Origin of the sequence: Roseibium aquae (genome assembly GCF_008711285.1) — a bacterium.
In the GTDB taxonomy this organism is placed as follows: domain Bacteria; phylum Pseudomonadota; class Alphaproteobacteria; order Rhizobiales; family Stappiaceae; genus Roseibium; species Roseibium aquae.
Map to the genome: position 1 here is coordinate 172,774 of NZ_VXDC01000008.1, position 20,000 is coordinate 192,773.

The 20,000-nt window shown below is 60.9% G+C and carries 23 protein-coding genes; 14 read left to right on the top strand and 9 right to left on the bottom strand.

What is annotated here, in order from left to right:
* Positions 1–22: 22 nt before the first annotated feature.
* Positions 23–796 (bottom strand): rhomboid family intramembrane serine protease, encoded by a 774-nt coding sequence (locus F0184_RS14450; RefSeq protein WP_150496896.1) that lies wholly within the window; start codon positions 794–796, stop codon positions 23–25.
* A gap of 535 nt (positions 797–1,331) precedes the next feature.
* Here F0184_RS14450 and F0184_RS14455 point away from each other — a divergent pair.
* The 3 genes from F0184_RS14455 (at position 1,332) to F0184_RS14465 (ending at position 4,016) form a co-directional block, all read left to right on the top strand.
* A complete protein-coding gene (locus F0184_RS14455) occupies positions 1,332–1,979 on the top strand; it encodes a PAS domain-containing protein (protein ID WP_150496897.1) in 648 nt (215 codons plus the stop codon).
* A 167-nt stretch (positions 1,980–2,146) separates the two neighbouring features.
* On the top strand, positions 2,147–2,794 hold the full coding sequence (locus F0184_RS14460; RefSeq protein ID WP_150496898.1) for a PilZ domain-containing protein: 648 nt from the start codon (positions 2,147–2,149) through the stop codon (positions 2,792–2,794).
* A gap of 706 nt (positions 2,795–3,500) precedes the next feature.
* A complete protein-coding gene (locus tag F0184_RS14465) occupies positions 3,501–4,016 on the top strand; it encodes a transglutaminase-like cysteine peptidase (protein ID WP_208998490.1) in 516 nt (171 codons plus the stop codon).
* Positions 4,017–4,206: 190 nt separating this feature from the next.
* Here the strand turns inward: F0184_RS14465 and F0184_RS14470 are convergent, their stop codons facing one another.
* Together F0184_RS14470 and F0184_RS14475 are read right to left on the bottom strand one after the other, a co-directional pair.
* Positions 4,207–4,734, bottom strand: a complete 528-nt coding sequence (locus tag F0184_RS14470) for a gamma carbonic anhydrase family protein (protein WP_150496900.1) — start codon at positions 4,732–4,734, stop codon at positions 4,207–4,209.
* A 64-nt stretch (positions 4,735–4,798) separates the two neighbouring features.
* The gene (locus F0184_RS14475) at positions 4,799–5,122 is read right to left on the bottom strand and encodes a DUF6949 family protein (protein ID WP_150496901.1); all 324 of its coding nucleotides are present in this window, start codon (positions 5,120–5,122) and stop codon (positions 4,799–4,801) included.
* Between the two features lie 223 nt (positions 5,123–5,345).
* Between F0184_RS14475 and F0184_RS14480 the strand changes: the two genes are divergently transcribed.
* A complete protein-coding gene (locus tag F0184_RS14480) occupies positions 5,346–6,062 on the top strand; it encodes a hypothetical protein (protein ID WP_150496902.1) in 717 nt (238 codons plus the stop codon).
* A 96-nt stretch (positions 6,063–6,158) separates the two neighbouring features.
* Here the strand turns inward: F0184_RS14480 and F0184_RS14485 are convergent, their stop codons facing one another.
* Both F0184_RS14485 and cysE read right to left on the bottom strand, forming a co-directional pair.
* Positions 6,159–6,374 carry a DUF3126 family protein gene (locus F0184_RS14485; protein WP_150496903.1) on the bottom strand — a complete coding sequence of 72 codons (216 nt, stop codon included), beginning with the start codon at positions 6,372–6,374 and terminating at the stop codon, positions 6,159–6,161.
* A gap of 77 nt (positions 6,375–6,451) precedes the next feature.
* Positions 6,452–7,297 carry a serine O-acetyltransferase gene (cysE, locus tag F0184_RS14490; protein ID WP_150496904.1) on the bottom strand — a complete coding sequence of 282 codons (846 nt, stop codon included), beginning with the start codon at positions 7,295–7,297 and terminating at the stop codon, positions 6,452–6,454.
* A gap of 149 nt (positions 7,298–7,446) precedes the next feature.
* Here cysE and F0184_RS14495 point away from each other — a divergent pair, with 149 nt between their 5' ends.
* Entirely contained in the window at positions 7,447–8,262 is an 816-nt protein-coding gene (locus F0184_RS14495; protein WP_150496905.1) for an enoyl-CoA hydratase, read from the top strand.
* Between the two features lie 74 nt (positions 8,263–8,336).
* On the opposite strand, the gene F0184_RS14500 is transcribed toward F0184_RS14495, so the two are convergent.
* Positions 8,337–9,227: an alpha/beta fold hydrolase gene (locus F0184_RS14500; protein WP_150496906.1), complete on the bottom strand. Its 891-nt coding sequence runs from the start codon at positions 9,225–9,227 to the stop codon at positions 8,337–8,339.
* Positions 9,224–9,979 (bottom strand): alpha/beta fold hydrolase, encoded by a 756-nt coding sequence (locus tag F0184_RS14505; protein WP_150496907.1) that lies wholly within the window; start codon positions 9,977–9,979, stop codon positions 9,224–9,226. Before F0184_RS14505 ends, F0184_RS14500 begins: the two co-directional genes overlap by 4 nt.
* 224 nt (positions 9,980–10,203) lie before the next feature.
* Between F0184_RS14505 and F0184_RS14510 the strand changes: the two genes are divergently transcribed.
* The 6 genes from F0184_RS14510 (at position 10,204) to F0184_RS14535 (ending at position 14,817) form a co-directional block, all read left to right on the top strand.
* Positions 10,204–10,449: a zinc-finger domain-containing protein gene (locus tag F0184_RS14510; RefSeq protein WP_150496908.1), complete on the top strand. Its 246-nt coding sequence runs from the start codon at positions 10,204–10,206 to the stop codon at positions 10,447–10,449.
* 15 nt (positions 10,450–10,464) lie between these two features.
* The gene (locus F0184_RS14515; RefSeq protein ID WP_150496909.1) at positions 10,465–11,691 is read left to right on the top strand and encodes an FAD-dependent monooxygenase; all 1,227 of its coding nucleotides are present in this window, start codon (positions 10,465–10,467) and stop codon (positions 11,689–11,691) included.
* A 73-nt stretch (positions 11,692–11,764) separates the two neighbouring features.
* On the top strand, positions 11,765–12,517 hold the full coding sequence (locus F0184_RS14520) for a competence/damage-inducible protein A (protein WP_150496910.1): 753 nt from the start codon (positions 11,765–11,767) through the stop codon (positions 12,515–12,517).
* A gap of 12 nt (positions 12,518–12,529) precedes the next feature.
* Positions 12,530–13,039 carry a xanthine phosphoribosyltransferase gene (gpt, locus tag F0184_RS14525; RefSeq protein ID WP_150496911.1) on the top strand — a complete coding sequence of 170 codons (510 nt, stop codon included), beginning with the start codon at positions 12,530–12,532 and terminating at the stop codon, positions 13,037–13,039.
* A gap of 272 nt (positions 13,040–13,311) precedes the next feature.
* Positions 13,312–13,980 (top strand): L,D-transpeptidase, encoded by a 669-nt coding sequence (locus tag F0184_RS14530; protein WP_172972115.1) that lies wholly within the window; start codon positions 13,312–13,314, stop codon positions 13,978–13,980.
* Positions 13,981–14,127: 147 nt separating this feature from the next.
* The gene (locus F0184_RS14535) at positions 14,128–14,817 is read left to right on the top strand and encodes a L,D-transpeptidase (protein WP_172972116.1); all 690 of its coding nucleotides are present in this window, start codon (positions 14,128–14,130) and stop codon (positions 14,815–14,817) included.
* Between the two features lie 12 nt (positions 14,818–14,829).
* Here the strand turns inward: F0184_RS14535 and sfsA are convergent, their stop codons facing one another.
* Both sfsA and F0184_RS14545 read right to left on the bottom strand, forming a co-directional pair.
* Positions 14,830–15,534: a DNA/RNA nuclease SfsA gene (gene sfsA / locus F0184_RS14540; RefSeq protein ID WP_150496912.1), complete on the bottom strand. Its 705-nt coding sequence runs from the start codon at positions 15,532–15,534 to the stop codon at positions 14,830–14,832.
* A gap of 21 nt (positions 15,535–15,555) precedes the next feature.
* Positions 15,556–17,001 carry a TrkH family potassium uptake protein gene (locus F0184_RS14545; RefSeq protein WP_244299201.1) on the bottom strand — a complete coding sequence of 482 codons (1,446 nt, stop codon included), beginning with the start codon at positions 16,999–17,001 and terminating at the stop codon, positions 15,556–15,558.
* A gap of 240 nt (positions 17,002–17,241) precedes the next feature.
* On the opposite strand from F0184_RS14545, the gene F0184_RS14550 reads away from it, so the two are divergent.
* The 3 genes from F0184_RS14550 to F0184_RS14560 all read left to right on the top strand — a co-directional run bounded on the left by F0184_RS14550 (position 17,242) and on the right by F0184_RS14560 (position 19,926).
* Positions 17,242–18,252 carry an ABC transporter substrate-binding protein gene (locus F0184_RS14550; RefSeq protein WP_150496913.1) on the top strand — a complete coding sequence of 337 codons (1,011 nt, stop codon included), beginning with the start codon at positions 17,242–17,244 and terminating at the stop codon, positions 18,250–18,252.
* 124 nt (positions 18,253–18,376) lie between these two features.
* Positions 18,377–19,168, top strand: coding sequence for an ABC transporter ATP-binding protein (locus tag F0184_RS14555; protein ID WP_150496914.1), 792 nt, complete (start codon positions 18,377–18,379; stop codon positions 19,166–19,168).
* Entirely contained in the window at positions 19,165–19,926 is a 762-nt protein-coding gene (locus F0184_RS14560; RefSeq protein WP_150496915.1) for an ABC transporter permease, read from the top strand. Before F0184_RS14555 ends, F0184_RS14560 begins: the two co-directional genes overlap by 4 nt.
* Positions 19,927–20,000 lie beyond the last annotated feature (74 nt).

The following is a 20,000-nucleotide window of genomic DNA, read 5'->3' on the forward strand; positions in this document are numbered from 1 at the left end:
GACCGGCTCTCGCATCCACGTCTTATCCCCGCCGCCGGGACACCGGATCAAGCACCGGGAACAGAAGAAGTCCGGCGATGAAGCCACCGATATGCGCTTGCCAGGCAATGCTTGTTCCCTCGCCGGCCATCGGCGCGCTCGCCAGGCCCATGAACAGATTGAGGCCGAACCAGACGGCCGTAAACGTGATGACCTGCGGGTTGGAGAAGGACTGGCGCAACGAGACGGCCGGCATGAAATAGGCCCCCGCGTCGGAGCGGCGGAAGGAGCCCAGAGGTCCGCCATATTCGAAGATGAAGCGGATCGCGGCCGCCATCTGCCCGGACACGGCTGCGGATGCCCCGATCACAGGGACACTTTCACCAAAATGGGTCATGAGATGGGTGAGCGCGCCCGCTATCGCGCACAGAGCCGACAGAAGGAGGAACCGGCCTGCGCCGAACCGGCGGGCGACCGCCGTTCCAAAGATCGCCATCCAAAGCACGTTGAAGACGACATGCATGGTCCCGCCATGCAGGAAACTGTAGGTAACGAACGACCAGATATCCGCGGCAAGGCCGCCCGGCGCCATGCCGCTGGCAAACACACCGGTTGTGTAGCGGACCGGCCAAAAGCCGAAGTAAAGCAGGAGATCAAGATCGATCCCCGCCGGCAGGACGAAAGAGCGAACGCCATGAATACCGATCAAGATGGCTCCAAGCCAAATGATCACCCGTGGCAGATTGAACATCGGTTCTCCGGCGGGAGGCCGGGGGCCGTGGTCTGGCTCGCGGGATTTGAATGTATAGACGTTCATCAGCTTTCCTCACCATTCCTGGTGTGATGTAAGATCCGGGCTCCCAAGAGCAACACAAAAAGCCGCCATAACCTGTTCCGTTTCGAAACACGGTGAATGGACATGTTCCGCCACCGCGGTCCTTTTGGCGCAATGATAAACCCCTAGCGTGACCGGCGCCCAAAACAAAACGCCGCCTGGTCCAAGACCAAGCGGCGCCCTGCATGCCTCCCGAATATGTGTCGCGTCCCCACGCTCCCCCTGCGGGCCCTTCAGCGGCGCTGACCTTTACCGGTCCGTCTTCCCGCGGATTTCAGCCTCTTGAGCAGGTGATTACATAATCTTTCGTCAATATGCAGACATTCACAGGCCCCGCCAAGCGTTACGTTTAATTAACCTTAATACTTCCTTACGATCCGAATTCAGTCGACTTTCCCGAGACTTGGCACGGCCTGTGCTTTTCATGGGGCAACCGGCGCGACCCGATCGGGATGTGCCAATTCAGAACACTCAAGTCAGCGCGCCACTCCGCCGCGATGACGAACGGGGGCTCACAATGAAAAATGGTGTCTCGCAAGCCTTGTACCGCTATTGGGACGAATTGCGCGGTCTGCGGCCTGCGCCGAACCGCAGCGAAATCGATCCCGGACAAATCCGCGGTCTGCTCGGAGATACGTTCATCCTTGAGACCATGTCTCCAAACGATGTTCGCTATCGTCTGGCCGGCACGCGGTTGTGTTCGGTGCACTGCCGCGAACTGAAAGGACGCAACTTTCTGCGCGGCTGGAGTGAACGCGACCGCGAGGCACTGGAAAGTCTAGTATCGGCCATTCGCGAGGATGCGGCTGCAGCCATTGTTGGCATCGCCGCTCAAACGGAACATCGCCAACAGGTCCAGCTCGAGATGTGCCTGCTCCCGTTGAACGTGCCAGGCTCGGGGCGTGTCCGCATTCTCGGGTGTTCCGCACCGATGGAGCGCCCGTACTGGCTGGGCATTCATCCGATTACCCACCAGACGATCACCAGTCTGAGACTGATCTGGCCCGATGAGCGGCCCTACTTTGTCAGCAAGACACAAACCAACAGCAATCCCATCTTGCCGAAATACAAGACCAAGGAAATGCCGGTGTCTGCGGGAGTGTTGCCAAATGGAGCGGAACGCCGTGTTGGTCATCTGACCGTTTACTCCGGCGGCAAGACCTGAGCATCCGTAGCGCTCATGGAGTGACTTTTGAAACGAAGGATATTGTCTGAGCCGGATCCGCACCTTACGGTTCATTAACCGCAAATCATCTAAACTGTCCTCGACAGAGATGCGGATGATAGATCCTAGCTTGCAACTGCAAGTGAATGCGACGCAAGGCAGACAACATGGTAGGCTCCGGCGCCGATTTGGCACCCGCGACAGCAGGCAACAAAGCCCTTCATGCCACGGACCGCCGGCGCCACCAACGCGTTAAGGTCAACATTCTGGGCCGATTCATGCTGGAAGACCGGCAGGAGTACCCCTGCCAAGTCGTCAACATGTCGCCGGGTGGCATGTCGGTCATAGCGCCCGTATCGGGAAAGGTCGGCGAACGTGTTGTTGCCTATCTGGACCATCTGAGCCGGGTTGAAGGCAGGATTGCGCGCGTGTTCGAGGGCGGATTTGCCGTCGAACTCCGCAACACGGCCCGCAAACGCGACAAGATCGCCAACGTCCTCACCTGGCTGGCAAACAAAGACGAACTGAATCTTCCGGAAGACCGGCGGCATGACCGCTTCGTGCCGAAAAATCCGATCACACGGATCGTTCTACCCGATGGCAGCACCCATATGTGCCGCTTGATAGACGTATCCCTGTCCGGCGCCGCGGTCGCAACGGACCTGAGGCCCGAACTCGGCGAACCGATCGAGATCGGAACCATGCGGGCCCGCATCGTGCGTCATATTGAAGGCGGCGTCGCGGTGGAGTTTGCAGCCGTTCAAAACCGGGATCTCCTCGAACGCCACATCACGATCGATCCGGAAGAGGGTTGATTTCCAAGCCCGGAACTTGAATGAGTGATGGTTGCCCCGGTCATCCGGCCGGCCAGTCTGTAACTGGCCCGGCAGAAAGCCGGATCCAATCCGCCCACTGCCAACGCCCGGGCGGACAAATCGGCTCGCATCTCCCGCAATAGGTCTGCCTTGTCGGTGAGATAGAACGGCGCCGCAGCGCCCGTTCCCTCAATCCAGTTCCCGGTCCACAGTCTTTCGGTAAACCCGCCTTCTGCCGGTCCGGTAAAGACCGGTTCAGCCGCTTTTTCGCGCCCGAGGCCGGGTGGCCAACCGCTCTCCTGCGAACAAATTCGCCCTCGTATCCAAAAAAATCGCTTCGATTTTTCTCGGCACACCAACCCGATTTCGGGCTTGAAGACACACCTTTGCCGCCATGCGAATCTGGACCTGAAACGATAAGACTCTGTCGCGAAACAGGTATTCTGGATCGATAAAATTTTAGTCAAATTCGATTCAAATTCATTTCAATATTTATTATGATTTATTCTAAATTGTCGTAAAGTTATATTTGAATTTTACTTTGATCCTTAGAGTAGAATAAAATCGAATACGTCATAGTGATGCCAGCCTTGGGGAGGGCATGACTATGAGATTTCAAGTTTTTGGAACAGCATTCGCAGTATTCGCATTGACTGTCGTGGGGACAGTCTCGCCGAGTTCTGCATCACCAACCCGGTTCATGGAAATGGACCGCGCCACCACCGCACCGGTTGGACATCGTCAGTTTTGTCAGAGCAATGAGTGGGCATGCCGCGGCAGCACCAGCCAACCGGCAATCGTCAAATTGACAGAAGCCCGCTGGCAGGAACTGATCGCCATCAATGCGGAAGTCAACAACCGGATCCGCCCGGTGACGGATATAGAGCTTTTCGGCCGCGAAGAGTACTGGACCTATCCGGTCGATGGCGCGGGCGATTGCGAAGAGTATGTGCTGGAAAAGCAACGCGTTCTGATCGCGGCCGGATGGCCGAAGAGCGCGCTGCTCATCACCGTCGCGAAAGACATCAAGAACGCCGGCCATGCGGTTTTGACCGTGCGGACCGATCAGGGGGACATGATCCTCGACAATCAGGTCACCGCGGTGCTGCCCTGGTATGCAACGCCCTATCGCTACATCAAACGCCAGTCGCCGCACGCGCCGGCGAAATGGACCGGGATATCCGACACACGCGTCACCACGGTGAGCAGCGTCGGCAATTAAGTCCACAAGGTTGGAAGGATTTGCCTGGAAGGTCAGGCAAAGCGGGAAGATCCGGTCGCGTCCCCACCCTCCCCATCCCTACCACGACCGGATCCAGGGAGTCGGCCCGCCCCCGCAGGCCGGCTCCCGTCCTTTTCGGCTGGCGGATCCAATTGTGAAATGATTGTCTTGCGGAGCAAAGGGACGCCGGTCAGACCGGCTTCAGCGCTTGGGAATACCGCTTCCAGTTCGCCACATATCCAGCGGCCGATTGGGTGATCCCGGCCGCAGCTGCTTCGTCAATCGTGCGAACGACCTTTCCCGGAACGCCGACGACCAGCGAATTGTCGGGAACAACCTTTCCTTCCGCGATCAACGCGTTGGCCCCGACGATACAGTTCGATCCGATCCGCGCACCGTTCAAAACGGTGGCCCCCATGCCGATCAATGTGTTGTCCCCGATGGTACAGCCATGGAGGATGGCCCGGTGGCCGACCGTGCAATCCTGACCGACGGTCAGCGGAAAGCCCGGATCCGCATGGCAGACCGCCCCGTCCTGGATATTTGACCGGGCGCCAATGGTGATCGGTTCCCTATCGCCGCGCAAAACCGCGCCGAACCATACGCTGACCTCTTCCAATATGAGAACCCGGCCAATCACGCTGGCCGTGGGGGCAATCCAGTAATGTCCGGAGGCTGGAAGGACGGGACCAACCCCGTCCAATTCATAAACCGCCATGGGCCGTTCCATTCATCCCGCCCGGCATCCGGTGCGATCCACCCTTACAACCAGATGCGCCCAATCAGATATGACCGGTCAGCCCGAGGGCGAAATACATGAGGACGATCCCGGAACACAAGCTCCACATGCCCGCGATGGTGGAGGAGGCCACGAGCCAGCCGAGCGGCCGATTTTCGATCCTGCGCCCGCGAATCGCATTCCGCATGATGATGAAAGGGCCGGCGAACATACAAACAACGATGGAAACGACCGTTCCAACAACGCTTTCCACGGGAAAAGTGAAGCGGGGGGGATGATTGGTCAGAAGCTGATAGAAACTCCCCAACAAGCCAGCTGCCACGAAGCCGGCACACGCGATATAGCCCGCAATCAACAGATCCAGCATCTGACCGTTAACCTCTTATTAATCTTTGTTAATGGAAGGTAACTTAATTCTTCCTAACGGTCACTAGCAATGATTGTGCCGGTTTTGCGATTGTTGTGAATTGCGCGGAAATGTTCGGATCCTGCCGGAGCGAGCGTCCGCTTGCTTCCCACACCGGGACAGATGTCTCGCGGTGGGACACCGGCCGAAACACAAATGGGTCTTTGCGGAGCACTGTGCCTCTATGATGTCAGGTCCAATCCCAAAGGCGACTGGAATACGGGCGGGCCATTTCGGGCTCCTGACCGCGGCCCTGTGCGTGCTTGCGATTGCCTATGTGGCACAGTTGGCCGGCGCATTGCAGGGCAACGGCCCCACGGCGGAACCGGCTGGGCCCAGCGCGCCGGATTTGACCCTTTACAGGCTCGGTCCACACATTCTCCAGATCCCATCTGGCGCCAGCGTCTCATCCACGAACCCGCCGCAAGGCCCCCACGGGAGAAGTGACGGGCCTTTGATGTTCACATTGTCCTGGCCTGCACTTGCACCCGCCGGACCGACCCCAACATCCGTTGGAACGGCATCCCATCCATCACAGCCGGTGATCGGACTTGAGCTATCGGCCGTAACGGACCCGCGAGCGATGAAGGAATGGGCCAAGGCAAAGGCGATCGCGTCAATGCACGGAGACGAGCCGGGTCCTGGCGGGTTGCGGGCCGTGAGCGTTCCGGGCGGCGACACCGACCGGCGGACAGCGATCTTTTTCGAAGCGGGGAACGCCCCGGGCTATGTCGCGACCTGTGATAGGTCGCGTTTCGAGGACCGGATTACCTGCGTGCGGCGGCTCGCACTTCGCGACGGCCTCGCCCTGACCTACCGTTTCGATGGCACCTTGTTGCCGAATTGGGGCCGGCTCGACCGCCGTTTGCAGGAATTTGTCCTCAATCTGAAGGCAAAATGATGAGTTCCGCGTCCGGGAGAAAGCCGTTTCCGGCTCACCGCCCGTGGCTGATCCCCTGGACCGAAAAGATTTGAGACATGAAAAGTAGCGCTGCTGCTACTCGTCTTCGAGATCGATTTCGAGGATGGCCATCTGGAAGTTCCAGCTCAGATCCTCGTCCTCATCATCGCGGAAGACCACGCCGATAAATTCCTCACCAATATAGACCTCCGCGCTGTCGTCTTTGCGCGGGCGGGCGCGAAGCTGCAAGCTCGGGAGCTCGAACTTCTTCTTCATATAGGCTTCGATTTTACGGATTTCGTCAGGCTTCACGCGAAAACTCCAATTTGATCAAGGTAAACAGTGGCTGCGGACCCTACAGTATTCAGCCCGCATGCCAAGCACCACGATCACCTTTCCCCGTCTTCCTCGGGCGTGGGCGCCGCCAGAAGCTGGTTCATGCTGCGCGCCGGTTCCGGGCATCCGGCCTGGCCGACCACCTTGGCCGGCACTCCGGCCACCGTGGTGTTTGGCGGAACGTTCGACAGAACCACAGACCCCGCGGCAATCCGGGAGCAATGGCCGATCTCCAGGTTGCCCAGCACCTTGGCCCCCGCCCCGATCAAGACACCGTGCCGGATCTTCGGATGCCGGTCACCGTCCTCCTTGCCGGTTCCGCCCAGGGTCACACCTTGCAGGATCGACACATCGTCTTCGATCACCGCGGTGCCGCCGATCACAAGGCCGGTGGCATGATCCATGAAAATTCCCCGGCCGAATGGCACGGCCGGATGGATATCCACCTGGAACACCTGGGAGGAAAGGCTTTGGAGATACAGGGAAAAGTCATGCCGCCCCTGGCGCCAGAGCCAGTTTGCGAGCCTGTGGGTTTGAAGCGCGTGAAAGCCCTTGAAGAACAAGACCGGCTCCAGGTAGCGGAAGCAGGCTGGGTCCCGGTCGAACACCGCCACGATATCGACCCGGAAGATTTCCCCCAGTTCGGGCTCGGACTCCAGCGCTTCCATATAGGTTTGCCGGATGAGCGAAGCGGAGACGTCATGATGGCCCAACCGGTCGCCAATGCGATGCACCACCGCCTCTTCAAGCCTGTCGTGATTGAGGATGGTCTCATAAACGAACGAAGACAGGGCGGGCTCGCCCGCAACCATCTCGCGCGCTTCCGCGCGCAGCTGGCGCCAAACCGGGTCATGCTGGGCCACATCGGCGGCATTTTTCTGAGGCATCGATTTCGACATGGAGTGTCTCCTTTGCATGCCTGTCGGACCTGACCTTCAGAATAGGCCTTCTCTCGGCAAAACCAATATCATTCTTGCAGGGGACACCAACCTCTGTTTTTCAATGTAATCAACCCGTCACCCCACTCCGACCGAGAGGTTTTGCCAAAATGTCCGTCGAACCGTCCCAAAATTCGACGTCTTCAGGAGCCGTTCGCACAGAAATCGACGATTCTGTCGGCTGGCTGATCATCGACAATCCCCTGAAGCGCAACGCCCTCACCCTGGCCATGTGGGAAGCGGTGCCGGACGCGGTCGCCCGCCTGGAAGCAACCGCCGCGGTTCGCGTGATCATCCTGCGCGGAGCAGGCGCCAAAAGCTTCGTGGCCGGCGCCGACATATCCGAGTTCGAACAAACCCGGGCAACCTCGGACAAGGCCAAAGTCTACGAAGACATCAACGTCGCCGCCTTCCGGGCACTCAAAAACTGCGAGAAACCGACAATCGCCATGATCAGGGGCCATTGCCTGGGCGGCGGACTGGGACTTGCGCTTGCCTGCGACCTGCGTGTTGCAGACCCGACAGCCGTGTTCGGGATACCGGCGGCCCGCCTTGGCATTGCATACCCGGTCGAAGCGATCGCGGACATCCTCCAGGCCGTTCCGCCGGCCGCCGCCAAGCGGCTCCTTTTCACCGCCGAGCGCGTCGGGAGTGCCGAAGCGCTGAGGATCGGGCTGATTGATGAGGTGAGTGCCGAAGGCGCCTTGGCAGAGCGCATCGAAAACCTGGCCGAAACCATGGGCGGCAACGCGCCGCTTACCCTGCGCGCGGCAAAACGGGCGGTTTCCGCCTTTCTGTCCGGCGGTGGTGCCGCGGAGATGGACGCGGCCCGTGTTGCGGCGGAGCGCTGTTTCGATAGCGAGGATTTCAAGGAAGGGCGCGATGCGTTCCTTCAGAAAAGGTCCCCGACCTTCCGCGGCATCTGAAGCGGCCCGGCACGATCCAACGCCACTTCGACGCCCACCGGTGCCCGTTCCAAGCTTTGCCGGTCACGATGCGGTCACGCACCTGCGAAAAGCGATGTCAGAAAACGCTCGATAGCGTCGGCGAATACGTCGTTCTTGTCGCCAGCCACCATATGGCCGGCGTCCTCGATATCGACGAAGCCAGCGTGCGGAACGAGGGCGAGGAACTCATCCGCATATTGCCGCGACACCAGTTCGGACTTCTGGCCCCGGACCAGAAGGACAGGCAGTTCCAGCCGGCCGGCCGCCTTGAGCAACCTGTCTTGAACGTCGTTCGCTTTTTTCGAATGCGCCTCGGGCTTGGTTTTGATAAAGGCCGGGTCCCAGTGCCAGCGGTAACGGCCATCCGGCTGTGGCCGCAGATTTTTGGACAGGCCCGAGAGATCCTTCGGACGCTTGCGGTCCGGGATATAGCGGGCAATCGCCTCCGCCGCTTCTTCAACCGAGGCAAAGCCCTCCTCGACGCGCTCGGCCATGAATCCCAAGATTTTGCTGACCCCCTGCTGGTCCATCCGCGGCGTCACATCCACCAGGACAAGCGCCGACAGAAGACCGGGTGCGATGTCACCTTCGGCCAACAAGCCGGCAAGGCCGCCCAGCGAGGCGCCGACGAGAACGGGTTTGGCCCCTTCCCGCTGTTCGATCTGCCGGGCAACGGCGATCAGATCGGCGGCGAAATCCGCGAAACCATAATGCCCGGAGGGGACCCAGTCGCTTTTGCCGTGGCCGCGCTGGTCGAGGCTGTAGACAACATGCCCCAGCCCGGCGATCCGTCCGGCTGCCGCATCCCAGGAGTAGCGGGTCTGCCCGCCCCCATGAAGCATCAGGACCGGGTGTCCCACGCTCCCATAGCGATCCGCTTCCAGCCTGTTGCCTTCCGCCCCAATGAACGTAACCGGTTCCGGATCAGCCTCGATTGTCCTCATGCCGCGGCCTCCCCAAGGAATGCGAGAACCCCTGCCTTGAACACCTTGTCTCCGACCGCGACCATGTGATCGCGTCCGGGAATGTCGAGCACCTGAGCGTTCGGCATCAGATCGGCCAGCTTCTGCGGAGATCCCGCAATATCGTCCTTCGTCCCCACAGCGACGAGGACCGGCACGTCAATCCGCGCGACATCATCCTCCGAGATCTTCTGACGGGACGAGCGCATGCAGGCGGCCAGCGCAAGACGGTCCGATCCGGTTTGATCGGCGAAAGCCCGGAAGGCCCGTCCCGTGCGGTCCCCGATATCCTGAAGCCGTTCGGCCTCCAAAGCGCCCGCGATCGGCTCCGGATCGCCGACCCCGGTCACCATGCCATAGCCGAGACCTCCAAAGATCGCGCCCTTGATCCGCTGCGGATGATTGAGCGCCAGAAATGCAGATATCCGCGCACCCATGGAATAGCCCATGACCCACACGGCCTCGATCGCCAGGTGATCCAGAAGACGCCGCGCGTCTTCGGCCATGATGGGCGCGCCATACGCCGCCGGATCGTAGAACTTGCTGCTCTGCCCGTGACCGCGATTGTCGATCGCAATCACCCGGCGGCCGTTTTTGACAAGGGTGTCCACCCAGCCCGGATAGACCCAGTTGACCTGCTTGTTCGATGCAAATCCATGGATCAGAAGGATCGGATCCCCCTCTCCCTCGTCGAGATAGGCGATGTCCACGCCATCCTTATGAAATTGCGGCATAAATCGTTTTACCTTAACGTAAAAGGAATTTCCAGACCGGATAAGCTTAGAGGGTTTTGCAGCACGTGGTAAAGGGTCTGATCGGCTTTCACGGTCGACCGTGCGGCCCGCGACCGGCCCGTCACGCGCACCAGGTGCGAAACACCGTCGCCTCCCCCTACCCTTTTGCGCAGCAAGTGAGTATTGTCCGGGCAAAAATGACGGCACAACAAAGGACATGAGCCATGGCGGATCACGTTACCCCGCATTTTCAAAACACCAGCGGCCACGAATCCATCGCCATCGGGGCGCGCGAATTCATGTGTATCGGCGCAAAGCCGCCCTTCGACCACCCCCATGTCTTCCTCGACATGGGCGATGAGACCGAGATCGTCTGCCCCTACTGCTCGACCCTCTACAAGTTCGACGACACGCTGGAGGCGGACAAATCGTCTCCTGATGACTGCACCTGGACACCTCAAGCAGCCTGAGGACCGCGTCCGCCGATGACCCAGACCGCCTTGCCCGGCGCACCAATCATCATAGCGGGCGCCGGAATTGGCGGCTTGAGCGCGGCTCTTGCGTTGAATCAGGCCGGTTTTCCCGTTCACCTTGTCGAAAAGGCGCCGGACATCCAGGAGGTCGGCGCAGGCTTGCAGCTGTCGCCCAACGCCTGTGCCGTGCTGGATTTGCTTGGCGTTCTCGACAGCGTTCGCCAAGCGGCTTTCCAGCCCGAGCGGATCCGCATCCGCAGCGGGACCACGGGCAAGGACCTTGCAGCGGTGCCGCTCGGCCGCGATGCCCGTGACCGGTACGGTTATCCCTATCTGGTTGTCCACCGGGCAGATCTGCAAAACGCTTTGCTGTCGCAGGCAGAAAAGAACCCCGGAATCGACATCCGGCTGGGGGCAAGTCTGACCCGGCCGGAACAGACCCCCTCGGGCTCTATCCTTTGCCATGTGGAAAGCCTCCATGGCGATGACATGCTCGAGGGCCGGGCTCTGATTGCGGCGGACGGAGTTTGGTCTCGATTGCGGCCTTATGTTCGCAAGAAGTCTGGAGCACGCTTCACGGGCCAGACGGCCTACCGGGCGACCCTGCCGGCGGACGGGCTGCCGCCACACATGCTGCGGGACACAGGGTTGTGGATGGGCCCCAATGCCCATGTCGTCCACTACCCCATCAAGGCGGGCCGGGAGCTCAACGTCATTGTCCTGATCAAGGAGGACTGGCAGGAGGAGAGCTGGTCCGGCCGTGCCGACCGGACCACCGTCATGCAGGCGCTGTCCGGGTGGTACGGAGAGCTTCGCGACCTCGTCGAACGCCCGGATCACTGGTTGAAATGGGCCCTGTGCGGCGTGCCCGCATCCGGCGGGTGGACCAACGGCCCGATCGCCCTGCTTGGGGATGCGGCGCACGCCATGCTGCCCTTCGCCGCCCAGGGCGCGGCCATGGCCATCGAGGATGCGGCGGTGCTCGCGCAATGCCTGGCCGACGGAACCGCCAATGTCTCCAGGGCGCTCAAGGCCTATGAGGCGGCCCGCAAGGAGCGCGTCCGGAAGGTTCAGGACCTCGCCGCGCGCAATGCCTCGATTTACCACATGTCTGGTCCGCTGGCTCTGGCCCGGAACACGGCGATGCGGATGATGGGCCCCCACCGCATGGCCGCCCAAATGGCGTGGGTTTATGGCTGGAAACCGCCAAAGGCCGCGGCAAGACCGCCTTTGACCTGAGGGCACATCGCCCTTGAGAAGCGCAGCCAGCTGGGATAAAGGCAGGCCAGATCTGTCGTCAGGAGAGCCAAGCATGACCATCGCGGACAACGACACGCCCGTTACCGCGGGATTCCTCGTTATCGGCGACGAAATCCTGTCCGGCCGGACCAAGGACAAGAACATCGGTTTTCTCGCGGACTATCTCACGGCGCTCGGCATCGACCTCAAGGAGGTCCGGATCGTTCCCGATGAAAAGGGCGAGATTGTCGACGCGGTGAACGCGCTGCGCCGCTCCCACACTTATGTCTTCACATCGGGCGGGATCGGTCCGACCCACGACGACATCACGGCCGACAGCATCGCAGCCGCCTTTGGCGTGCCGATCGATGTTGATCCGCGGGCAAGAGCGATCCTGGAAGGCCACTATCCTCCCGGCGAATTAACCCCGGCACGCCTGCGCATGGCGCGCATTCCCGAAGGCGCCGACCTGATCGAAAACCCGGTCTCGAAAGCGCCCGGGTTCCGGATCGGCAATGTTCACGTGATGGCCGGTGTCCCGATGATCATGCAGGCCATGATGGATGCGATTGCGCCGACGCTGAAAACCGGCCGCAAGCTGATATCACGCAGCGTCGATGCCGACCTTCCCGAAAGCCGCCTCGCCGAGCGGATCGGCGAAATACAAGAAACCTATCCCGACACGCTGATCGGCTCCTATCCGCGCGCGACGGATGGCCGTTTCACCACCCAGATCGTGATCCGCTCGCGAGACGAAACGCTCCTGGCAGAAGCCACGGCAGCCGTCGAAGCAGCGGTGGCAGATGCACTCGGCCGGCAGGCCTGAAAAGGAAACCCCATGGAAAATCCTGCACAAGACAAAGCGTTCCCCGTTTCCTGGGACATGTTACATCGCGATGCGCGGGCGCTGGCATGGCGCCTCTCGAGCCTGGGCGAATGGAAGGCGATTGTCTGCATCACGCGCGGCGGGCTTGTCCCGGCCGGGATCGTGGCACGCGAACTCGGCATCCGGACCATCGAAACGGTCTGCGTGGCGTCCTATCACGACTATGACAATCAGGGTGAACTGCGGGTCATCAAACCCGTCGACCCGAAGGTGATCGATCTGGAACAAGGCGAAGGCAGCGGCGTCCTGGTCATCGACGACCTGGTTGACACTGGCAAAACGGCAAAGGTTGTCCGCCAAATGTTGCCCAAGGCGCATTTCGCCACCGTTTACGCCAAGCCGGTGGGCGTGCCGATGGTCGATACGTTCGTCACGGAGGTTTCGCAGGACACGTGGATCTATTTCCCATGGGACATGGGCTGGCAGTTCCAGCCGCCGCTGTCCCGCGACACGGCCGGCTGATTCGCGGTCAGGTTCCCTTGAAGCCCCGGTTTTTCCGGGGCTTTTTGTTTGCGCACTTGCCAGCTGGCCGGTGGCCCCGGATATCCGGCGCGATTGCCGTTGCAGATCGGTCACAGCTGCGGGCATGCGCCACGCGCAGACCCGATCCTCACGCCGAGGTGATCCGTCCGCCGCTTTTCGGGCGCAATTCTGGTGGTATCAGGCGCCAGAACCGGGCCCCTGCACATCACCCGGGCCAATGCCCGCGCACGATACACGACAAAGGAACGACAATGATTTCCCGCCGCATGTTTATGGTCTCCGGCACCGCTGCGCTTCTTGCCGGTTGTGCAAGCAGCGGGAGGATGCAATCCGCAGACCCGGTCACATCCCAGGCTCCAAGAAGCCGGTTCGACCCGCGATACGTTCAAATGTACAGCGCCATGCCGGCCGAAAAATTTCCGATCCCGGCGGTGGATCTGACCAAGATCGATCCCGTGTACTACCGCCAGCTCGTGAACTACAGTTCTCCGGAGCCCGTTGGGACCATCATCGTCGATACGCCCAACCGTTTCCTCTACCTGACCATGGAAAACGGCAAGGCCATGCGCTACGGCGTCGGCATCGGCCGGGCCGGATTCGAGTGGGGTGGCAGTGCCCGCATCGCCTACAAGCGCCAATGGCCCCGCTGGACACCGCCTGCGGACATGATCGCCCGCGAGCCGGAACTCGAGAAATACCGCAATGGCATGGACCCCGGATTGGGAAACCCGCTGGGCGCACGCGCGCTCTATATCTTCGAGGGTGGCAAGGACACGCTCTACCGGGTCCACGGGACGTCCGAGGACTGGTCGATCGGCCGCGCCGTTTCCTCCGGATGCGTCCGCCTTCTTCAACAAGACATCATCGACCTGTACAATTGGGTCCCGGACAATTCGCGCATCATCGTGCTCCAAGCCTGACGGCCCGAGGCCACGGCCGGTCGATCGCGCTCGGCCCCATGGTTAACCGACTGTTACCGGCTGGCGTTTATCGTTGGCGGCACGAAGGGCTCGCTCAAGCCTGTGCTGCGAGAACGGGACGACCACCTCAACAGGGGACACACATCGATGCTGTCGCGCCGCGTCTTTCTGATGACTTCGGCCGGGGCCATTCTGGCCGGATGCAACACCACACGGACATTGCCCCCGGCACCGGGCACCGCCCGATCCTCCGCTGCCGACAGCATGCCCGCCGCCACCGCATTTGCGCAGACCGACTACACCCGGATCTACGGCCCGCGTCCGGACGAGCCCTTTCCACTGCCCGCTGTCGATATCAGCCAAGTTGACCCGATCTACTACCGCCAACGGGTGAATTACGCCACCTCCGAAGGCCCGGGCACGATCATTGTCGATACGCCCAACCGGTTTCTCTATTACGTGGAACCGGACGGCAAGGCCATGCGCTATGGCGTCGGCATCGGCCGGGCCGGCTTCGACTGGGGCGGCACCGCCCGCATCGGGGCCAAACGGGAATGGCCGAAATGGTTCCCGCCAAAGGAAATGCGCGAACGCCAGCCGGAACTGGAAAAATACGCCAATGGCATGGAACCGGGCCTGAACAACCCGCTGGGAGCCCGTGCGCTTTACATATATGAAGGCCAGAAGGACACGCTTTACCGCGTCCACGGAACACCGGAAGCCTGGTCCATCGGCAAAGCGGTTTCGTCCGGCTGCGTCCGCATGCTGCAGCAGGATATCATCGACTTGTATGGACGGGTCGCCCTCAACTCGAAGATCGTTGTCAAACAGGCCTGACGCACGAAAGCCTCAGATTTCAAGCCGCACGGCCCGGTTCACGGCGATCCCGGTTGTCGTGACCTCGCAGCCGATGGCATAGGCCTCGACCCCTGCCGCAATCGCCGCTTCATAGGCCTTGGCATAGGCCGGGTCGATATCGGCCGCCAGCTTGAGCCGGTCGCAATCCGGCCGCTGGACCAGGAACACCATGGCGGCCCGATGCCCCTCGCGCACCATGGCTGCCAGTTCGCCAAGATGCTTCGCCCCGCGGGCCGTCACGGAGTCTGGAAATTCCGCCAATCCGGGAACCCGCATCAAGTGAACATTCTTGACCTCCACATAGGTCCGCGCGTGGCTGCCACCTTCGAGCAGGATGTCGATGCGCGAGTTCTGGCCGTATTTCACTTCCCTCTTGAGCATATCGAACCCGTTCAGGTCCGGGATCCGCCCATCCAGAAGCCCTTCTTCGACCAGCTTGTTCGGGTACCCTGTGTTGATGCCCACAAGAGCGCCATCCGCCTCGACGATCTCCAGCGAATACCTGAGCTTGCGTTTCGGATTGTCCGAGCGCGAAACCCAGACCTTGGAACCGGGGGCCTTGAGCCCGAGCATGGAGCCGGGATTGGCACAATGGGCCGTGACCTCGCTGCCATCCGAATCCAGAACGATGTCGGCCAGGAACCGCTTGTGGCGCTTGACCAGCCGGCCACTCTCAAGCGGGACGGGGAATTGCATGAAACACACCTTGGTTTCGGATCATTTGGACCAGAAATCCGGGTCCATCAGCACAAGAACGGTGAACAGTTCCAGGCGCCCGATCAGCATGGCAAAGGACAGGAGCCATTTGGCCCCGTCCGGCAGCGGCGCGAAATTGCCCGAAGGTCCGATGATCGGACCAAGTCCGGGTCCCACATTGCCCACGGCGGTGGCCGCCGCGGACAGGGCTGTCACCAGGTCCAGATCGAAAAAAGACAGGGCAACGGTGATGACGCCGACTGTGCCCATGTAGACCACCAGAAACGCCAAAACCGAAAAGGACAATTCCGGTGTGAGCCGCGTTCCGCCATATTCTTCCGACATCACCCGGTTCGGCCGGACCATGCGGCGCAAATGCGCGCGCACCGTTCCGAAAAAGACCAGAAACCGGAACATCTTGATCCCGCCCGTGGTCGACCCCGTACACCCGCCGACAAACATGAGCAGCAAGCCAATGCCGATGACCGGCGGTCCCCATTCGGTGAAATCGCCCAGCGCGTAGCCCGTGCCCGTCACGATCGACACCACGTTGAACGTGGCCTTCAGCAAAGCTTCGTCGAAGGGAAAGCCCATCTTCACGCCCAGATACACGGTGAGCGACAGGGACACCAGGGCCAGAAATCCGAGCAAGGCGCGGACCTGAGGATCCCGCCACAAGAGCAGCGGCTGGCCGCGCAGGGCCTGAATGATCATGACAAAGGGCAAGGCGCCAATGATCATGAAGACCACGGCCACCCACCCGGAGGCGGGATTGGTGAAATAGCTGAACGACAGGTCCTTGGTGGAATATCCGCCGGTGGCGATCGTGGTCAGCGCATGGTTGAAGGCATCGAACAGATTCATTCCGGTCGCCAGATAGGCGATGATGCACAAAATGGTCAGAAAGACATAGGCCATCCCGATCAAGCGGATCAACTCGACGGACCGGCTCACGATCTTTTCCGAGCGATCGGAGTTTTCGCTTTGAAACAGCTGCATTCCGCCGATCCGCAGGAAAGGCAGAAGCACGATCGCCATAACGATGATGCCGACACCGCCCATCCATTGCAGCATGGACCGCCAGACAAGAAGACCCGGCGGCAGGTCATCCAGACCAGACAGAACGGTGGAACCGGTTGTCGTAAATCCCGAGACCGCCTCGAACACGGCGTCCGCATAGCCGATGCCCAGCCACAGGAACGGCAGCGCTCCGAAGGCGGGCAGCGTTGCCCAGGCCAGCGTGGTCAAGATGAAGGTCTGGCGGGTGTCCAGGCCCTTTTCGAGCGAACCGCCAACGGCAATTGACAGGAGCATGCCGACCAGTCCGGTCAAAAGGGCCGAAAAGACAAAGGCCTGCCAGTCCGGGTTTTTCTGGGCGACATCCACGATGGCCGGGATCAGCATCGCCGTGGCGAGCCCCACATAGAGAAAACCGAGAACGTTGAGAACGGGGCGGAAAGAAATCAAGCCAGGAGCGTCCACGCGCGCATGCGGCCGGAGCCGGAACTGCAGGGATAAAAAATTTCAATGCGGAGGTTAATTAGCCTGTTTCGGCGGCTTTTCCAATCGCAAGGCTACGGATACAGGCCCTCGCCCACATAAGAGGCACACCTGCTCATAATTTGCCCCATGAGCAATTTTGCTTGATTGTTGTGCAAACGCTCGTCAGTCTAAGCCCCAAGAGTGCCATCGACTTACGAGGATACCATGCGACGTCTATTGTGTTTTGCCCTTGCAACAACCCTGTGCGCCTCGGCTGCCATCGCGCAAACCGATGTGAAATTCACGCTGGACTGGAAGTTCGAAGCGCCATCCGCGCCCTTCTTCATTGCCCAGGACCGGGGATATTTCGAGGAAGAGGGACTGAACGTCACGATCGACAGCGGCGCTGGATCACGCGAATCCATCCCGCGCGTCGCAACGGGGGCCTACGATATGGGCTTCGGGGACATCAACGCCCTCATCAAGCTGATGGACGAGCAGCCAGACCTCAAGGTCAAGGCCGTCATGATGGCCTATGAGCGCCCGCCGTTCGCCGTTATCGGCCGCAAGAGCCAAGGGGTGACCGAAGATCCGAAGTCGCTTGAAGGCAAGACACTGGGAGCGCCGCCACCCGATGCGGCTTTCGGGCAATGGCCGGCCTTTGTGGAGGTCGCCGGGCTCGACACGTCCGGGATCACCATCGAGAATGTGGGCTTTCCGGTGCGCGAACCGATGCTGGCCCAAGGCCAGGTCGACGCCATCTTCGGCTTCTCCTTCTCTTCCGTGATCAACCTGAAAGCCCAGGGTGTGGATGAGGATGACATTGCCCTCATCATGATGGGCGAGCACGGGCTCGACCTCTATGGCAACGTGGTCATGGTGAATACGGATTTCGCGGCTGAAAACCCGGAGGCCGTCAAAGGCTTCGTCCGTGCGCTTATCCGCGGCTACCTGGACACGATCCAGGACCCGGCTGCCTCTGTTCCCTACGTTCTCAAGCGCAACGGCGTTCTGGACGAAGCGGTGGAAATCGACCGGATCAACATGGCCGTGGAAGGCTCGATGGCAACCCCGGCGGTGCGGGAAAACGGGTTTGGAGGCGTCGACATGGCCAAACTCGCCAAGTCCATCGAATATCTGAAGACATCCATGGGCGTCAGCGATACGCCCCCGGCGCCGGAGCGCGTCTTTGACAGTTCCTATCTGCCGCCGGCCGAAGAGCGCATGCTGCCCTGACGCAGGTCTCATGCCCCCCTCCCGCCGGCGTGATCCGGCGGGAAGAACGGCTCGCTTGCCATCTGGCAATTTTTCCCCTTGCATGGAATGAGAACAGCAAAATGCGCGGCAACAAGGAGCGCCCGTGACCGGTTTTGTCGACTTGAGAGACGTGCAACTGGCGTATAGCGGCCACGGCACGGAAACATTGGCGCTTGACGGGCTGACCATGGCGGTGAACCGCGGGGAATTCGCGGCGGTTGTTGGTCCATCCGGCTGCGGCAAATCCACCTTGATGAAGCTCGCCACCGGATTGATCAGGCCTCAGGCAGGAACCGTCGAGGTTGCCGCGCGCGAGGTGGACGGACCTGTATCAATTGCAGGAATGGCCTTTCAAAACCCGTCCATGTTGCCCTGGCGCACGACCTTGCAGAACGTGATGCTGCCGCTCGAAATCGTTCAGCCTCACCGCAAACGCCTTGGCCGGGAACGCGCTGCCTATACCCAGCTCGCCGAGGAGCTCCTCAGCGTGGTGGGCCTGGCCGGCTTCGGGGCCAAGTATCCCTGGCAGTTGTCCGGCGGCATGCAGCAAAGGGCCAATCTTTGCCGCGCCTTGATCCACGATCCGGAACTTCTCATGCTCGATGAGCCATTCGGTGCACTGGACGCCTTCACCCGGGAGGAATTGTGGCAAGTCATGCGAGACCTGCATGCCGAAAAAGGTTTCACGACGATACTCGTCACCCACGACCTGCGCGAGGCCGTGTTTCTGGCGGACCGCGTGTTCGTGATGAGCGCCCGCCCAGGCCGGATCATCGTGGAGCATGAGATCTCCTTCCCTCGGCCCCGGCCGATCGATCTGACCTACGAAGCCGGGTTCAACGACATTGTCCACGAGCTGCGCGGTCATATCGCAGAAGCGAGGGCCGCGGCATGAGTGAGCGTTGGATCAAGGCGGCGCCCTGGCTTTGGACCCTCGGACTGTTCCTGATTTGGGAGGGATCCGTCCGGGCCTTCGACATCGAGGTGTTCATCCTGCCCGCCCCGACCGATATCTGGGCCGCGATCGTGAAATACTGGACGCCGATCTGGACCAATTCCCTGCAGACCTTGATGACCACCACGATCGGCTTCGTGATGGCGGTCGTTGGAGGCCTGGCCCTCGGCCTGGCGATTGGCTGGAGCCGCGCGATCTATGCCGGGCTCTATCCGCTGATGATCGGGTTCAATTCAATCCCCAAGGTCGCTGTGGTCCCGATTCTGGTCATCTGGTTCGGCATCGGCACGGTTCCCGCCGTTCTGACGGCCTTCCTCATCGCCTTTTTTCCGATCGTGGTGAATGTGGCGACGGGTCTGGCGACCATCGAACCCGAAATGGAGGACGTGCTGCGGGCGCTCGGTGCGAAGAAGATGGACATCATGCTCAAGGTCGGCATTCCCCGGTCGATGCCTTATTTCTTCGGATCGCTGAAGATCGCGATCACGCTGGCCTTCGTCGGCTCCGTGATTTCGGAAACCGTTGCCGCCAATTCCGGCATCGGGCACATGATGCTGGCCGCGCAATCCCAGTTCAACGTTCCGCTCGTTTGGGCGGGACTGGTGGCCCTCGCCGTTCTCGGCATTGTGATGTACGCTGCGATGGCTTGGCTGGAAATGCGCATGACCGGCTGGGCCCATCGGTCGGGCCAGAGGTGACAAACACCCTAGACGAACCGAAACCGGAAGGCGGGCGCGGCCGCCCTCCGGTCTGGGCCACCGAGAACGCCCGC

Coding starts and splice junctions, on each gene's coding strand:
- F0184_RS14455 (WP_150496897.1), top strand. CDS start 1,332: ATGAAAAATGGTGTCTCGCAAGCCTTGTACCGCTATTGGGACGAATTG.
- F0184_RS14500 (WP_150496906.1), bottom strand. CDS start 9,227: ATGAGGACAATCGAGGCTGATCCGGAACCGGTTACGTTCATTGGGGCG.
- sfsA (WP_150496912.1), bottom strand. CDS start 15,534: ATGCAATTCCCCGTCCCGCTTGAGAGTGGCCGGCTGGTCAAGCGCCAC.
- F0184_RS14515 (WP_150496909.1), top strand. CDS start 10,465: ATGACCCAGACCGCCTTGCCCGGCGCACCAATCATCATAGCGGGCGCC.
- F0184_RS14460 (WP_150496898.1), top strand. CDS start 2,147: ATGGTAGGCTCCGGCGCCGATTTGGCACCCGCGACAGCAGGCAACAAA.
- F0184_RS14450 (WP_150496896.1), bottom strand. CDS start 796: ATGAACGTCTATACATTCAAATCCCGCGAGCCAGACCACGGCCCCCGG.
- F0184_RS14495 (WP_150496905.1), top strand. CDS start 7,447: ATGTCCGTCGAACCGTCCCAAAATTCGACGTCTTCAGGAGCCGTTCGC.
- F0184_RS14550 (WP_150496913.1), top strand. CDS start 17,242: ATGCGACGTCTATTGTGTTTTGCCCTTGCAACAACCCTGTGCGCCTCG.
- F0184_RS14560 (WP_150496915.1), top strand. CDS start 19,165: ATGAGTGAGCGTTGGATCAAGGCGGCGCCCTGGCTTTGGACCCTCGGA.
- F0184_RS14465 (WP_208998490.1), top strand. CDS start 3,501: ATGGACCGCGCCACCACCGCACCGGTTGGACATCGTCAGTTTTGTCAG.
- F0184_RS14535 (WP_172972116.1), top strand. CDS start 14,128: ATGCTGTCGCGCCGCGTCTTTCTGATGACTTCGGCCGGGGCCATTCTG.
- F0184_RS14475 (WP_150496901.1), bottom strand. CDS start 5,122: ATGCTGGATCTGTTGATTGCGGGCTATATCGCGTGTGCCGGCTTCGTG.
- F0184_RS14520 (WP_150496910.1), top strand. CDS start 11,765: ATGACCATCGCGGACAACGACACGCCCGTTACCGCGGGATTCCTCGTT.
- F0184_RS14470 (WP_150496900.1), bottom strand. CDS start 4,734: ATGGCGGTTTATGAATTGGACGGGGTTGGTCCCGTCCTTCCAGCCTCC.
- F0184_RS14480 (WP_150496902.1), top strand. CDS start 5,346: ATGATGTCAGGTCCAATCCCAAAGGCGACTGGAATACGGGCGGGCCAT.
- F0184_RS14510 (WP_150496908.1), top strand. CDS start 10,204: ATGGCGGATCACGTTACCCCGCATTTTCAAAACACCAGCGGCCACGAA.
- cysE (WP_150496904.1), bottom strand. CDS start 7,297: ATGTCGAAATCGATGCCTCAGAAAAATGCCGCCGATGTGGCCCAGCAT.
- F0184_RS14530 (WP_172972115.1), top strand. CDS start 13,312: ATGATTTCCCGCCGCATGTTTATGGTCTCCGGCACCGCTGCGCTTCTT.
- F0184_RS14505 (WP_150496907.1), bottom strand. CDS start 9,979: ATGCCGCAATTTCATAAGGATGGCGTGGACATCGCCTATCTCGACGAG.
- gpt (WP_150496911.1), top strand. CDS start 12,530: ATGGAAAATCCTGCACAAGACAAAGCGTTCCCCGTTTCCTGGGACATG.